Origin of the sequence: Gottfriedia sp. NPDC058432, from assembly GCF_042721555.1 — a bacterium.
Lineage (GTDB): Bacteria > Bacillota > Bacilli > Bacillales > Bacillaceae_G > Gottfriedia.
The window spans coordinates 40,633-54,921 of the sequence record NZ_JBHXLC010000018.1; the positions used below are offsets into that span (position 1 = coordinate 40,633).

Here is a 14,289-nt window from a genome sequence, read left to right on the forward strand (position 1 = left end):
TGATTTTCATTCTACATTAATCATAATCAGTTATTTTCCATTTGTCAATAACTATTCGATTGATTGTAAAAGCGCTTTATTTTCTTCTCGGATTCTTACTTTTAATAAAATTAAATTACAAACAGAAAAGATTACAGTTGTAATATACGCATGAAACATAATTGGTATTACTAATAATTCAATTGTAACGATTATGTAATTTGGATGCTTGATATATTTATAAAGCCCACGTTTTACTAATTTTTCATTAGGTAAAATGATGATTTTTGTATTCCATCTTTCCCCCAACGTAGAAATAACCCATACCCTTGCTAATTGTAAAATGACAAAAACGATTAGGAGAAATGTTAAAAATCCAATTTCTATATATTGAATGAAATAATTCTCAATTAAAATTGATATAAAAAACATGTTATGTAAGATGATAAAAAATTTATAATGCTCTTGGCCAAATTCAAGTGCACCCCGCATTTTTAATTTTTTTTCATTTTTCTTTGCTATACCTAGCTCAATCACTCTTTGTATGATGATGAATAAAAAAATAATCTTTAACATTAGCATTCTACCCACTTTAACAAAGATAACTCTGAACTAAATCCTGGTCCTAAAGCACAAAGAAGTCCGTACTCATTCGTTTTTCCTAACTTCATAAACTCAGATAACACAAATAAAACAGTACAAGATGACATATTTCCATATGATTTTAAAATATTTAAGGATATTCCGATATTCGCTTCGGAAAGATCTAAAGATTCAATATAAGCATCCAATACTTTTTTCCCTCCAGGATGAGCAATGAAGTGAGTTATATCCCTTATCGTTAGTTCATTTTCCGTTAGAAAGGTTGTAACAACTGGTTGTAACCAACTTTTAACAATCGATGGAATATCCCTAGAAAAAATGACAAATAAACCATCATTCCGAACATCCCATCCCATTACGTCTAATGAATTTGGCATTAGAGTTGAGTTAGTTTGTTCAATTGACGGCAAAGATTTATGTATCGTTCGATTTTTCAAATCACTTTCATCGCCAATAACTAGTACCGCTGCTGCTCCATCAGCAAATAGTGAAGTTCCTATTATATTACTCTTGGACAGATCTTCTTTTTGAAATGTTAAACTACATAATTCAACTGCAACTAGTAAAATATTTGACTTTGGATGGGCTTTACAATAATCAAATGCTCTTGAAATACCACTAGCACCACCTGCACATCCTAGCCCCCATATTGGTATTCTTTTAATTGAAGAATTAAATGGCAGGATATTAGCTATATGAGCATCAATTGTGGGTGTAGAAATACCAGTTGAAGATACAAAAATAATTCCATCAATTTCTTCATATTGAACTTCTGAAGATAAAAATTCATTACTCGTCACACAATTTTTAATCGCTTCTATCGACAATTCAATCGAGATTTCAGTGTATGCCTGATTTTTTTGCTCAAAGCTATGCTCTTCGCTATACCAAGGAAGCTCCTTAGCAATATATCGACTTTGAATCTCACCATTTTGAAATACAGATAATAAACGATCAATTGAAGGATATCTTTTCAAAAAAAGATCTCGAATAAAAGGTACTACATTTTCCTGATCGATTTTATATTTAGGTACAGCTTTTCCAACAGATAAAATTAAAGGCATAATTTTCCACTCCTTGTAGTCATTACCTTTTGTTTAAAATTGGAAAATTATTCTTTTATAAATGCAAAAAAAGACAATTCGCTATTCATTCATGGACCATGAACAAATAATAAGAATTGTCTAAGCGTTTCAAAGGAGTTTTCTTTCTGTTGTGCAGTTTTAGTATATCTCATTTTACTCAAATCTACATTCGCAATTATTTCCATTAAAACGATTCTGAAATAGCCCTCATAACGCTTCTAATACACGTTTATGATTTATTTACTTCTTCCAACTCATATAATTTTGTGTATTTTGATTCTAAATAATCTACAAAATATTTAACATTCAATTCTTCACCAGTAACATCCTTCAAAATTTGTTGCGGTTCTTTCATTGCACCATATTGGTGAATATTCACTTTTAACCAATCAAGAATTGTTTGAAAATCATTCGTTTCAACTAATTCATTAAAATTTGGTAATTCTCTTTCCATTGTTGCTTTAATTTGAGCAGCATACATTGCACCTAATGCATAAGTTGGAAAGTATCCAAAATGCCCCATCGACCAATGTACGTCCTGTAAAACACCTTCTCGATCAGTTTTAGGAATTATTCCTAAATACTCCTCCATTTTTTGATTCCAAATTGAAGGAAGATCAGTAACCTGAATTTTGCCATCTAATAAATCCTTTTCAATTTCATAACGAATCATTACGTGTAAAGGATAAGTTAATTCATCAGCTTCAATACGAATAAAAGATGGCTTACTATGATTTATGACTTTATAAAATTCATCTAAAGTAACATTATCTAGCACTCCATTAAGTTGCTCTTTTAACTTTGGATAATTTGATTTCCAGAATTCATAGCTTTGTCCAATTATCTTTTCATATAAAAGGGACTGAGATTCATGAATACCTAAAGATGCTCCTTGAGCGATCGGTAAACCTTCCAAATCTTTGGAAATGTTTTGCTCATATAGAGCATGACCACATTCATGAATTGTACTAAACATGGCTTTTTCAAAATTATTTTCATGATATTTCGTTGTTACTCGAACATCACCTAAATTAAGAGAAGTAGCAAAAGGATGTGGAGTAGGGTCTAATCTTCCGGCATCAAAATTATAACCAAGAGAAGCTAATAGTTGCTCACATATTTCTTTTTGTTTTTGCATTGAAACGAATGCTTTAATCTCTTCTTTTTCAAAGTTTTTCCCACTTGTCGCTACAGCTTTAACAATCGGTACTAATTTATTTCTTACTTCTGAAAATACTTCGTCCAGTTTATTTACAGTCATTCCAGGTTCATATTGATCTAAATATGTATCATATTTACAGTCCTTATATCCTAAATATTCAATGAATTTACGTTTATACTCAATTATTTCAGTTAAATAAGGTTCAAATTTAGCAAAATTATTTTCTTCCTTCGCTTCTGCCCAAACACTCTCAGAAATTGCTTGGCATTTTACAAAGGCTTCAAACTCATCAACTGGTATTTTCGTATTTTGATCGTATTGCTTTCTTAAATATTTTACAGTTTTTTCAACTTCTAACGAACATTTACCTGCACTAATGGCTTCTTCCATTGTAATTAAATAGTGAGCCATATCTTTTGAAGTACTCATTTTAAATACATCGGCTGATAATTGACTAATTACATTTGAACGCTGACTAACAGCATTTTTTGGTGCACCTGTTCGAAGATCCCAATATAAAACACCAATTGCTTCTTCAATGTTTAACATTTTTCTTACATACTCTAAAAACGAAGCCTCATAATCTTTTAAGCTCATCAAAACACCCACCTTTAAATATCAAATTTTTGAGTCAGCTAAATAGTAACATAAAAAATAGATGGATTAAGAAGAATTATCTCACTTTTTAAATAATATTTCTCGACAAAACGGATATTGTCAAATCACTTCGTATATACTACTCAAGTCTTTGAATCCTTTTTTGATCAACACAAAATTTGCATTCCGAATATTCCTTGACAGGAATATTCCACGTGAGGTATATTCGATTTATGAATTCGACTTTAATTGCTCTTGCAGAGCCGAACCGTTTACAGATTGTCGAACTCTTACGTGACGGTCCTTTATCAGTCGGGGAAATTGCTGAAAGCTTAGGACTTAAACAACCACAGGTTTCAAAGCATCTTCGCGTTCTAAGCGAAGCTGGGCTTGTCGAAGTTCAACCAATCGCCAATAAAAGAATTTATAAACTAAGACCCCAGCCGCTAAAAGAAATGGATTCGTGGATTAAGTCATTCCGACACGTCTGGGAACAGAGATTCGATCAATTGGACGATTATTTAAAAAAATTACAAGGCAAATAATCATGACTTATTCAACGCACACAATTTGATTTGTATTAACTATTTTTGAAAGGAGAAGTACAGGGAAAACATTACTTACTATGACATCACTTTTTGCATCTGTAGAAATTCGCAATAAAGTTGTTGAAGAATACGGCGCAATAGAAGACGGAAAACAGACTTTAAGCAGCCTAGCAGATTTTTTAATCAATATAAAATAAATGGAGGAATTAATAATGAGTAAAAATACGTTTAATGTAGATGAGCAAGGATTAGTCTTAACAAGGGTTGTAGATGCGCCACGTGAATTAGTATTCAAGGTTTGGTCAGAAGCAGACCATCTTAAAAATTGGTGGGGTCCAACAGGCTTTGAAATGGATGTAGCAACGTTAGAATTTAGACAAGGAGGTAAATTCCACTATAAAATGGAATCTCCAGAAGGATTCGTAATGTGGGGATTATTTGTTTTTGGTGAAATTATTGAACCTGAGAAAATTGTATTTGTTAATTCATTCTCTGATCAAGAAGGTAATATGGTCCGTGCTCCATTCTTTGAAGTTTGGCCATTGGAAATTCAAAATACTTTAACTTTAGAAGAAAATGATGGGAAAACAACTATTACATTAAAAGGTTTTCCAATCAATGCTACTGATGAAGAAGTTGCAGCATTTATTGCAAATAAAGATTCTATGCAACAAGGCTTTACTGGTACTTTTGACCAACTAGATGCATATTTAGCTAAAACTTCATTATAAGATAAATGCAAAAATACCCTTTAAAGCTTGTAAATAGCTTTAAAGGGTATTTTTTTAGTGCTTTTTAATAATAAACAACTTTCGTTTTAGCGATTAAATCATGCAATGTTTTCCGATCTTTTCGGAAGATAAAAAATAGATCAACGAGATACAAAATTCCAATTACCACTATAAATATTGGCAAATTTAGCTGGCAACCAAAAGCAAATATCGAGCGTAATGTCATTGTTTTGAAATCAACTAAGTCTTCTGTATCCTTCACAACCATAATACTTAATAATCTTTTTCCTATTGTTTGTCCGTTCCAAAAATAAGTAGGTACTATGACATAAAATAGGAAAATAAATAATAGCGACCAAATTGAATATAGAAACAGTTGCTTACTACTAAACATAAAAAAATCTAAAATGTCTTTACTTTCTAACCCAAGTATTATTAACCCTAATTTAGAAAATAAAAGATTTAATGAGCCATCGATCCAAGCTGCAAACAATCTTCTAAAACGACTTGCCTGTTCGAAATCCATCTAGAACCTCATTCCACATTTTATAAAAAAATGGATATTAATCGATATACTCTATTATACTTAGGAAGTTTTGTTTTTGATTAGTGATTTTTAACTATTTGATTTAATTTTTTTATACAAGCTGCATAAGTTGTTTTTTCACTACATGATAATTTTTAATGTTCGGTTGATAAACAAACTAAAAAAGAGATGAAAATTTTGACTATTGATCTATGACAAGTCTCCCTCTTCTTATTAAGATATTTCATTTAAAAAGGACTAATTACTATTAAGTAGAATTATTAAAATTAAATAGAAATTTACAAAGGAGATATTTAATGAAGAAAATTTTGACAGGAAAAATGAGTATTACTCAAGCATTATTTGCATGTGCCTTTTCTTCAATTGCAATTACTGTGTTAGAAAGTTATATACATTATAGTAATCGCTATATTGCTGGTATAGTTGCTGGCTTAATCACTTTTTTCAGTTTTCTCTTAGCATTTATCATTTTCAAAAATGAGAAATAATAAGTTTGAATTTTACGTAGCATGAGGTTTTATTAGGAATATTTCGATAAATCAAGATGGACAGTACGGTCATGCATTAGGATTTTTTATAGGATATATTTTTGGGTTTACTTTTTTATTTAGACGAAATAAAAAATATGAAAGTAACTAATTAGTAGATCGACTAAATTGCGCATTTAACGGAGAAAAACCTTGTTTATCCAAGGTTTATTTTTTGTTTAAGAAAGCAATAAAATATGCGAAAAGAGCAAAAAAATAAGACCACAAAATTTTTTTTGTGATCTATGTACTATTTTATCATATTGGTTTAATATTAATTTTTGATTGTTTACCTGCAACCGTTTTCAACAATTTCTGTAGTTCTCTTAAATCAGTGTCCAACTGATGACGAATCTTTACTACTTCATGATGATTGTCATTATTTTGATTTTGAGCTTCTTGCAACTTGATTCGTTTTTCTTCAATATTTCGTTCTAAAGATCTGGCTGTTCTAAAAAACATTCAAATTACCTCCTTTTCAAAAAAGTATGAACACGCTTTCATTTTTATCTATAATACTATAAAAAAATATCTTAAGACTCTCTAAATGTGAATATTTCTTGAACTTAATTAGGCTTCCTTTAAAACTTCAATATTTCCCCTTATTAAATTCAACTCTTCTTAATAAGTAACCGTGAACACGCTTTCATTTTTATCTACTATACTATAAAAAAGCAATTTATTAAATATCTAAATATGTCTATTCTTTGAACTTATTAAAAAAACATAAAAAATTAATAAGTTTGAATTAATCATTTATTTATGTTTGCTTTAATGTTTTGTATAGGGAGATTTATTAAGAACCTCCCCATACGAATAAGATTATGCTAAATTATACAATTTAGTGTACTTATCTTCTAAGTATTCAATAAAGTATTTAACATTTAATTCTTCCCCTGTAACATCTACTAAAATTTCTTTCGGTTCTTTTAGTTTTCCATATTGGTGAATATTAAGTGTTAGCCAATTTACAATTTGATGAATCTCACCGCTTTTTAAAATCGATTCATAATCGGTTAAATCCTGTTTCATTTTATTCTTAAACTGCGCTGCATACATTGCACCTAAAGCATACGAAGGAAAATAACCAAAATCTCCACCTGCCCAGTGAACATCTTGTAGAACGCCTTCTCGATCGTTTGATGGAACGACTCCTAAGTATTCTTCCATTTTTTCATTCCATACTTTTGGTAAATCCTTTACTTGTAAATCACCATCAAACAGTTCTTTTTCAATTTCATATCGAACCATTATATGCAATGGGTATGTACACTCGTCCGCTTCAATTCGAATTAATGAAGGCTCACTATGGTTTATTGCTTTATAAAATTCTTCAACCGATAAATTTTTAAAATAATCGCCAGTTTTCGCGATTAAATTTTCATACTGTGTTTCCCAAAACTCTTTACTTCTTCCAATCATATTTTCAAAGAATAGTGATTGAGACTCGTGAATTCCCATCGATGCACCTTCACATAATGGTGTCCCAATTAAATTCGATGATAAATTTTGCTCATAAAGTGCATGGCCACATTCGTGAATGGTTCCAAAAAGCGCACTCATAAAGTTATCTTCTATATATTTCGTTGTTACACGAACATCACCAGGATTTAACGTAATCTGAAATGGGTGAACTGTTTCATCTAAACGACCAGAATCGAAATTATAACCTAATTTTTCAAGAATATCTTCACTTACTTCTTTTTGAATTTCAATTGAGATTGGTTGTGACAATTCTTCGCGAATTAGTCTAGTTTGTGATTTTGAAATTTTTGCAACTAGTGGTACAAGACTTTCTCTTACTTTCCCAAATACTTCATCAAGCTTCCCAGTTGTCATACCAGGCTCATAAAAGCTTAATAAGGTATCATATTTCTTTTCTTTATAGCCCCAATATTCAATGAATTGTTTTTTCATCGCTACAATTTTTTCTAAATATGGTTGAAACTTACTAAAGTCACCTTCATTTTTAGCATCTTCCCAAGCATTTTCACTTAATGAACAAAGCTTTACATATTCTGCATATTCATTTTTAGGGATTTTACAATTTAAGTCATAATTTTTTCTACATTCCTTAACAGATTTTTCAATGACTTCATTTAAGTTGCCAGTACCTATTTCTTTTTCTAATAAATTTAAATAGTTTTCCATTGTACTTGATGTCGTCATTTCAAATACTTCAGCAGAAATTTGACTGATGACATTTGATCTTTGTTCAGCACCATTTTTAGGAGCTCCAGTTCTTAGGTCCCAATACATAACATTAATTGCTTCATTATAATTCTCGATTTTCTTTAAATATTCAATGAATTCTTCTTGTATCTTATTATTTGCCATATTTATCACTCATTTCTAAATATTGTTAATTTCATTCTATCATAACTTTTATATCGAATTAATATTAAGCTTCAAAAGCACTTTCGTTAACAGAATTCAAATGATTAAGTTTCTTTAAAAGACATGTTTAATAAAAGTATTGTACAATACAGCAAGGTGATGTTATGAAAATATTATTATTAGGAGCAACTGGAAGAGTCGGTTCTTTTTTAGTGGATTTATTATTAGAAGCTAAATGTGAAGTAATTGCTTTAGTAAGAGATGAACAAAAAATAACGATTAATCATGAAGCTCTTACAGTTTTAAAAGGAAATACGCTAAATGAAAATGATTTAAATTTAGCTTTAGAAAACGTAGATGGAGTAATTTCTGCATTAAATACTGGCAGTGAAAATATTTTATCTAGAACTATGGGACTACTAATCCCTCTTCTGGAAATGAAAAAAATAGGTAGGATCGTTACAATTGGAACTGCAGGTATTTTACAATCAAGAGTTGATCCAACAATTCTTCGTTATTTAAGCTCTGAATCAAAACGAAAATCAACAACCGCAGCAACTGATCATGAAAAAGCATATAACTTATTAAACCATAGTCAGTTAAATTGGACGATTGTTTGCCCTACTTACTTACCAGATGGTCCAATAACGAAAGATATTCGTGCTGAAAAGAATTATTTACCGATTGATGGCCAACGTATTACGACTGGAGATACGGCTTTTTTCGCATTTAAGGAATTTTTCGAATGCAATTTTAGTAACTCTAGAGTTGGAATTTGTAATTAAAAAAAGCTAGCGAATGCTAGCTTTTTAAGATTTTTAAGATGGATTAACAGGCAAACTATTTAAGATTTTTTCTTTCGTTTCCTTGTTTAGATCATTCTCGATAAATAAAACGATTCTTCCTTTATCTTCATGACTACGAATTAGTCGTCCAATTCCTTGGCGTAATCTTAATAACATATACGGCTCATCGATCTCGAAGTAAGGGTTCTGTGCATTTTGACGTTTTGATTGGAATACTGGATCATTTGGCGGGAATGGTAGCGCGTGAATGATCACTTGACTTAGTGACATTCCTTGAATATCTAATCCTTCCCATAAATGAACTGCACATAAAGATGCGCTAGTATCTTCTTGGAATTTTTGTACAATTGAACTAATTTCTTCTTCACCTTCAAAGTATAAATTGAAGTCTAATTTTTCTTTTTCAACTTGCAGTTTAAACTTTTTCATTTCTTGAGTTGAATTGAAGAGAATTAATGTACTTCCGTTATTATCCTTTAACTTCTCAATAATCTTTTCATTTTTTTCCTCAATTTTGGTTGGGTCAACTTGATTTAACTCTATTTTCATTTGTTCATCATAGTCAAACGGAGAATTAACCGAAAATGATAAGTAATCTTTTATCCCTAAACTACCTGCGATATAATCAAAAGAACTATTTTGAGAAAGAGTTGCAGATGAAAATACAATCGGCATTTTCTGATTAAATACTTTTTCTTGTAGAAGCTCATTTACAGCCTTTGGCATGATGACAAGTGTTAATTCATTTTGATTATATTCAATCCATTGAATCGCTGTAATTTCATTAATAAATAAATTTAAGCAACGCTCAACATCATCTAAATGCTCATCAACAATGTTTAACTGATATTCATCAATCGTATACATTTCACTTTCAAAGACTAATTCATCACCAATACTACTAATTTGAGATTTTAATCTCCTTGCTAACTTAATTAATCTTTCATTCATATTCAGTTTAAAACGTCTAGATCCTTCAACTTCTTCAGTATTATTATCTAATTCAAAAAAGAATTGATCATACGTTTCTAATGTATCTTCTAGTAACTGTTGGAAACTTTCACGCGTACCTGATTGCATTAAAAATGATAAAAATGTGTTTAATGTTTCTTGTTGAAGTCGATATGTTAACGATTTTTGACTTGCAAATTCAAGTAAATGTCCTTCATCAAATACTACACAACTTGGATTAGGTAGTAATGGCAATTGACCTTCACGTTTTCTAGATTCTACCGTCCAAATATGCTCCATATAAAATTCTTGTGAGCAGACAATTAAGTCAGTTGCTTTACGATAATGTTCTCTTGATAGAGTTTGTCCACATCTATGTCTTTGTTCACAAGTAGAACAATCCTGGAAATAATCATATGAAATTGTATCCCACTCTTCATCTGTTAGATCCTTATATTCAGTACGGTCCCCATATGGAGTAAATTTTTGGAGTGTTCCATAATCATTTACAAAGCTTGGTAAATTTTCATAAACTCCTAAAACGGCATCCGATACGTCAATTTCCGAACGCTGTAAATCTAATTTTTTTAAACATAAATAATTTGTAGTTGATTTAGCTAATCTAACATCAATTGATAAATTTAAAGCATTCGATAATTTTTCAATGTCCCCATTTTTCTTTACTAGCTGCTCGATTAAAGATTCATCAGCACATGCGATAATAGCTGGCTTACCAGTATATCTTGCATAGCATAAACAATATAGCAAATAGACAAACGTTTTACCTGTACCAACACCTGCTTCAGCAAAAATAACTTTCTTTTCTTTAAAAGCTCTTTCAACTTGATAAGCCATAAAGATTTGCTCATCTCTTAATTCATAGCCTGCATCTGGTAATAAATCGTAAAAAACGTCCCCAATCCACTCCCCTAGCTTTTCAATGAATTGGTCTTGCTTTCCTACCTCAAAAGGTAATTTAGTTGAATGACTCATTGCTACCCCCAAAATGTAAATTAAAAAGAAAAAGTCCTCTTGTGAGAACTTTAATTTTGCAAATTTATTCGATCCATTATATTATTTAAAAATTGTCTCTACCCGCTATCATACAAAAAAAGTGAGGGAAAGGCAAGGGAAATAAGGCATGATCACTTAAAGACTAAGGAATCTGTGAATTAGGAACGAATTAAAAGTGTACATTGCTTTAAATTCATAATACTCCTTAATCTCCCCTTAGTTATTTTTACCAACCTTTTGCTTGTTTTATCATTTCTTCAACAATCATTTGAGATTTTAATGCTTCTTCACCATTAATCGATGGATTTTCATCAGAGTAAATGCAATTGATAAAATGTTTAATACAATCCTCAAAACCTCTTTGTTTTAATGTTGTGTCCCATGATGATGAAAACGAATTACTAATTGTGTTATTTTTTTCGATTTCAAAGTTGTTCATATTTTTTACCCTTATAATCGAACCTTCATTAATTAATTCTAAGCGCTCAAGATTTGTTCCTGACTTTCGGTGCATTACTGTATTAATTGTAGTTCCTTCTAACGATTCATATTGGTGTGTAGCATACTCTAGTTGATTAGTATGAGTAAGTTGAACCCTTCCATTAATCAAGTTAACTTCTCCGTCTGCAAACCATCTAATTGTATCAACCAAATGTAAATAATCATCCAGCATCGTAAACTCGAATGAATTAGACCCGATTTTATTCTCTCGATGCTTTTCAAATCTAATTAACGCTATATTCTTTGCCTCTTCTTTTGCCTGCACATACATTGGACAGAATCGGCGGTTGAATCCAACCATAAGTTTTCTATTTAGTTTAATACTTAATTCAGTTAATTTTTCTGACTCTGGCAATGTAGCTGCTAGTGGTTTATCAACATATACATCTTTACCTTTATTTAATAAATACGATACTACCTCAAAATGTGAACTAGTTGAACTATGTACAAATACTGCGTCACTTTGTTCTGCAAGTAAATCCAAACTTTCAAAATCATGAATTCGATATTGTGAACATATTTTCTTACGCTTTTCTTTATTTGGTGAAAATGCACCGATAAAATCCCAGTTTTCTTCTTTTGTAAGAATTGGTAAATATGCTTTTTGTGCAATATTGCCTAATCCTACCATCCCGATACGTAGTTTTTTCATTTTGATCAGTCCTTTAAATTGGGTTACTTTTCTAGATTTATTGTAACAAATAATCATTCTTCTTAATAAAAAAATGATTATATTTCCAGATAATCTAATGGCAATAACATTCAAATTATCGGGAAATCTATAAAATAGTGATAAAAATGGTAGTTTGGAGGTGTTTATTTGTACTTATATTCTTTAATTCAGACTAATTTTGATACGAATGATGATATAAGTGTTGTAAGGGACCTTTATTTGCTTCAGCATGAAAAGAGTTTCACTAGTCATGAATTCCATGATCTAGTCACTCAATATAAAAGTACTGCAGAAACGAATTGGCATGTTGCACACTTACTTGAAAAAAATCATGGATTTAGAATTGTCCCTTCAATAAATTTATGATATTGATAAATCTAATACAATTTTTGTTCAAATTTTGTTCGTAAAAACTTTACCGAAATAAGATATTATAAATAAAAGGTGCCCCAATCGTCTAATCGACAATTGGGAACACCCTTTTAAATTTTTACTCTTCGATTTTTCTTGGAGGTCTTTTTCCAAAGTATTGATAATAGTCAGTTTTAATGAAGCCATTAAATAATTTACGTTTTTTTGTTGCAGGTTTACCGTAAAATTGTTCAAATCCCTCATGACTAGTTAGTACATACGCTGACCATGTATCTAATTTTGTAAAAACATTCCCCATATCTGAATATAACTTTTCAACGTAAGGACGATCGTTTAATCGCTCACCATATGGTGGGTTTGTAACAACATATCCATACTCAGATTTAGTAGTAAAGTCTTTTACTTGCATTTGTTTAAAAGCGATTGTATCTGATAATCCAACTTCATCAGCATTCGCTTTTGAAACATTAATCATTCGATGATCAATATCTGATCCGATTATTTCAAGTTTTTGATCATAGTTTGCTAAGTCTTCTGCTTCTTGTCTTGCTTCATTCCATCTTTTTTTGCCGATCCAGTGCCAATCTTCAGACGCAAAGCTTCTAAACGATCCTGGAGCAATATTATGTCCAATTAATGCAGCTTCAATTGGAATCGTACCAGATCCACAAAATGGATCAACAAAAGGTAAATCAGCATTCCAATTCGTTAGTAATACTAATGATGCAGCAAGTGTTTCTTTTAATGGTGCTTCACCTTGATCTACGCGATATCCTCTTTTATGTAAGCCTTCACGACCAGTAGTATCAATCGTTAATGTTACGATATCTTTTAAAATAGAGACTTCCACTCGGAATAATGGACCATCTTCAATTAACATACCTTGAATATTTTGGATTGTTTTTAATTTATCAACAATTGCTTTTTTGACGATTGCTTGGCAATCTGATACTGAAAATAATTTTGATTTATGAGATTTTCCTGATACAGGAAATTGACCGTTTCTTGGTATAAACATATGCCAAGGTAAGGCTTTTGTTTTTTCAAATAATTCATCAAATGAGGTTGCCTTAAATTCACCAACACGAAGTTTCACTCGGTCAGCTGTTCTTAGCCACAAATTCGCTTTCACAATTCCAGCTTCATCCGCTTTAAATAATACTCGACCATTTTCAACTACTACATCTTCAAAACCTAGGCTTTTTATTTCTCTAGCGACTAGGGCTTCGATACCCATTGCAGCAGTAGCAATTAATGTATATTTCGCCAATTTTACCACCTATCTCATTCAAATTAAGAATGAACTTTTCTTTTCATATTTTCATTTTAATTCCTATTTTCATTATGAACAATTTACGTCGAAATTACAAAAAACTCTCCATATAATGAAGAGTTTTTATACAGTTTCATCATTTCATATGTTCTGTAAGCCATGTTCTGTACCATTCGTACTGCAAGCGGCTCTCGCCTCGTACTACAAGGTGGTAATCATCTATCTACAGAATAATCTGTCCCTTTCTCAGTTCAATTCCTTTGAAAGGATTCCCCTACCATAATTTGGGTTTCTCACTCGTGGGGTTTACCGCGTTCCACTCCTCTCATTTCTTCGAGGACTACGTCACTGTGGCACTTTAAAGGTAGTAGAACCATATCCGTAAAGGACTTAGGTCCGTTCCCTGCCGTTAGCTGATACACAGCTACCCTATCTTATGACTTCGATAGGCACGATCACTACAGCCATCGCAGGACTGTGCGAGCATGGACTTTCCTCAACAACGTCTAGCGTTGCAGCGATTACCCGAACATATTGAAACGAACATTTATTAGTATAGTAAATTATACTTAAGTTTGCAATG

General features: G+C 31.2%; 14 protein-coding genes and 1 other RNA gene. 5 read left to right on the forward strand and 10 right to left on the reverse strand.

Features of this window, described 5'->3' with window-relative positions:
- Positions 1 to 51 precede the first annotated feature (51 nt).
- From ACFWM3_RS17060 to ACFWM3_RS17070, 3 genes are all read right to left on the reverse strand, one after another.
- A complete protein-coding gene (locus ACFWM3_RS17060) occupies positions 52 to 555 on the reverse strand; it encodes an isoprenylcysteine carboxyl methyltransferase family protein (protein WP_390312209.1) in 504 nt (167 codons plus the stop codon).
- A complete protein-coding gene (locus tag ACFWM3_RS17065; protein ID WP_056466538.1) occupies positions 555 to 1,646 on the reverse strand; it encodes a type III polyketide synthase in 1,092 nt (363 codons plus the stop codon). Before ACFWM3_RS17065 ends, ACFWM3_RS17060 begins: the two co-directional genes overlap by 1 nt.
- Before the next feature lie 250 nt (positions 1,647 to 1,896).
- The gene (locus tag ACFWM3_RS17070) at positions 1,897 to 3,426 is read right to left on the reverse strand and encodes a carboxypeptidase M32 (protein ID WP_390312210.1); all 1,530 of its coding nucleotides are present in this window, start codon (positions 3,424 to 3,426) and stop codon (positions 1,897 to 1,899) included.
- Positions 3,427 to 3,659: 233 nt separating this feature from the next.
- On the opposite strand from ACFWM3_RS17070, the gene ACFWM3_RS17075 reads away from it, so the two are divergent.
- Both ACFWM3_RS17075 and ACFWM3_RS17080 read left to right on the forward strand, forming a co-directional pair.
- Positions 3,660 to 3,971 (forward strand): ArsR/SmtB family transcription factor, encoded by a 312-nt coding sequence (locus ACFWM3_RS17075; RefSeq protein WP_025671541.1) that lies wholly within the window; start codon positions 3,660 to 3,662, stop codon positions 3,969 to 3,971.
- Between the two features lie 215 nt (positions 3,972 to 4,186).
- Positions 4,187 to 4,705 (forward strand): SRPBCC family protein, encoded by a 519-nt coding sequence (locus ACFWM3_RS17080; RefSeq protein WP_390312211.1) that lies wholly within the window; start codon positions 4,187 to 4,189, stop codon positions 4,703 to 4,705.
- 64 nt (positions 4,706 to 4,769) lie between these two features.
- Here ACFWM3_RS17080 and ACFWM3_RS17085 read toward each other — a convergent pair whose 3' ends face one another.
- Positions 4,770 to 5,231, reverse strand: coding sequence for an RDD family protein (locus ACFWM3_RS17085; RefSeq protein ID WP_390312212.1), 462 nt, complete (start codon positions 5,229 to 5,231; stop codon positions 4,770 to 4,772).
- Positions 5,232 to 5,548: 317 nt separating this feature from the next.
- Between ACFWM3_RS17085 and ACFWM3_RS17090 the strand changes: the two genes are divergently transcribed.
- Positions 5,549 to 5,740 (forward strand): hypothetical protein, encoded by a 192-nt coding sequence (locus tag ACFWM3_RS17090; protein WP_056466551.1) that lies wholly within the window; start codon positions 5,549 to 5,551, stop codon positions 5,738 to 5,740.
- 297 nt (positions 5,741 to 6,037) lie between these two features.
- On the opposite strand, the gene ACFWM3_RS17095 is transcribed toward ACFWM3_RS17090, so the two are convergent.
- Together ACFWM3_RS17095 and ACFWM3_RS17100 are read right to left on the reverse strand one after the other, a co-directional pair.
- Positions 6,038 to 6,241: an aspartyl-phosphate phosphatase Spo0E family protein gene (locus tag ACFWM3_RS17095; RefSeq protein WP_056466554.1), complete on the reverse strand. Its 204-nt coding sequence runs from the start codon at positions 6,239 to 6,241 to the stop codon at positions 6,038 to 6,040.
- Positions 6,242 to 6,601: 360 nt separating this feature from the next.
- On the reverse strand, positions 6,602 to 8,122 hold the full coding sequence (locus ACFWM3_RS17100; RefSeq protein ID WP_390312233.1) for a carboxypeptidase M32: 1,521 nt from the start codon (positions 8,120 to 8,122) through the stop codon (positions 6,602 to 6,604).
- A 158-nt stretch (positions 8,123 to 8,280) separates the two neighbouring features.
- Here ACFWM3_RS17100 and ACFWM3_RS17105 point away from each other — a divergent pair, with 158 nt between their 5' ends.
- The gene (locus ACFWM3_RS17105) at positions 8,281 to 8,901 is read left to right on the forward strand and encodes an NAD(P)-dependent oxidoreductase (protein WP_390312213.1); all 621 of its coding nucleotides are present in this window, start codon (positions 8,281 to 8,283) and stop codon (positions 8,899 to 8,901) included.
- Between the two features lie 33 nt (positions 8,902 to 8,934).
- Here ACFWM3_RS17105 and ACFWM3_RS17110 read toward each other — a convergent pair whose 3' ends face one another.
- Positions 8,935 to 10,866: an ATP-dependent DNA helicase gene (locus ACFWM3_RS17110; protein WP_390312214.1), complete on the reverse strand. Its 1,932-nt coding sequence runs from the start codon at positions 10,864 to 10,866 to the stop codon at positions 8,935 to 8,937.
- A 247-nt stretch (positions 10,867 to 11,113) separates the two neighbouring features.
- Positions 11,114 to 12,040, reverse strand: a complete 927-nt coding sequence (locus ACFWM3_RS17115) for a Gfo/Idh/MocA family protein (RefSeq protein ID WP_390312215.1) — start codon at positions 12,038 to 12,040, stop codon at positions 11,114 to 11,116.
- A gap of 168 nt (positions 12,041 to 12,208) precedes the next feature.
- Between ACFWM3_RS17115 and ACFWM3_RS17120 the strand changes: the two genes are divergently transcribed.
- Positions 12,209 to 12,427, forward strand: a complete 219-nt coding sequence (locus ACFWM3_RS17120) for a hypothetical protein (RefSeq protein ID WP_056466565.1) — start codon at positions 12,209 to 12,211, stop codon at positions 12,425 to 12,427.
- Between the two features lie 124 nt (positions 12,428 to 12,551).
- On the opposite strand, the gene ACFWM3_RS17125 is transcribed toward ACFWM3_RS17120, so the two are convergent.
- Together ACFWM3_RS17125 and rnpB are read right to left on the reverse strand one after the other, a co-directional pair.
- On the reverse strand, positions 12,552 to 13,703 hold the full coding sequence (locus tag ACFWM3_RS17125) for a THUMP domain-containing class I SAM-dependent RNA methyltransferase (protein ID WP_390312216.1): 1,152 nt from the start codon (positions 13,701 to 13,703) through the stop codon (positions 12,552 to 12,554).
- 151 nt (positions 13,704 to 13,854) lie between these two features.
- Positions 13,855 to 14,239: RNase P RNA component class B (gene rnpB / locus ACFWM3_RS17130), an RNA gene on the reverse strand.
- Between the last annotated feature and the right edge of the window lie 50 nt (positions 14,240 to 14,289).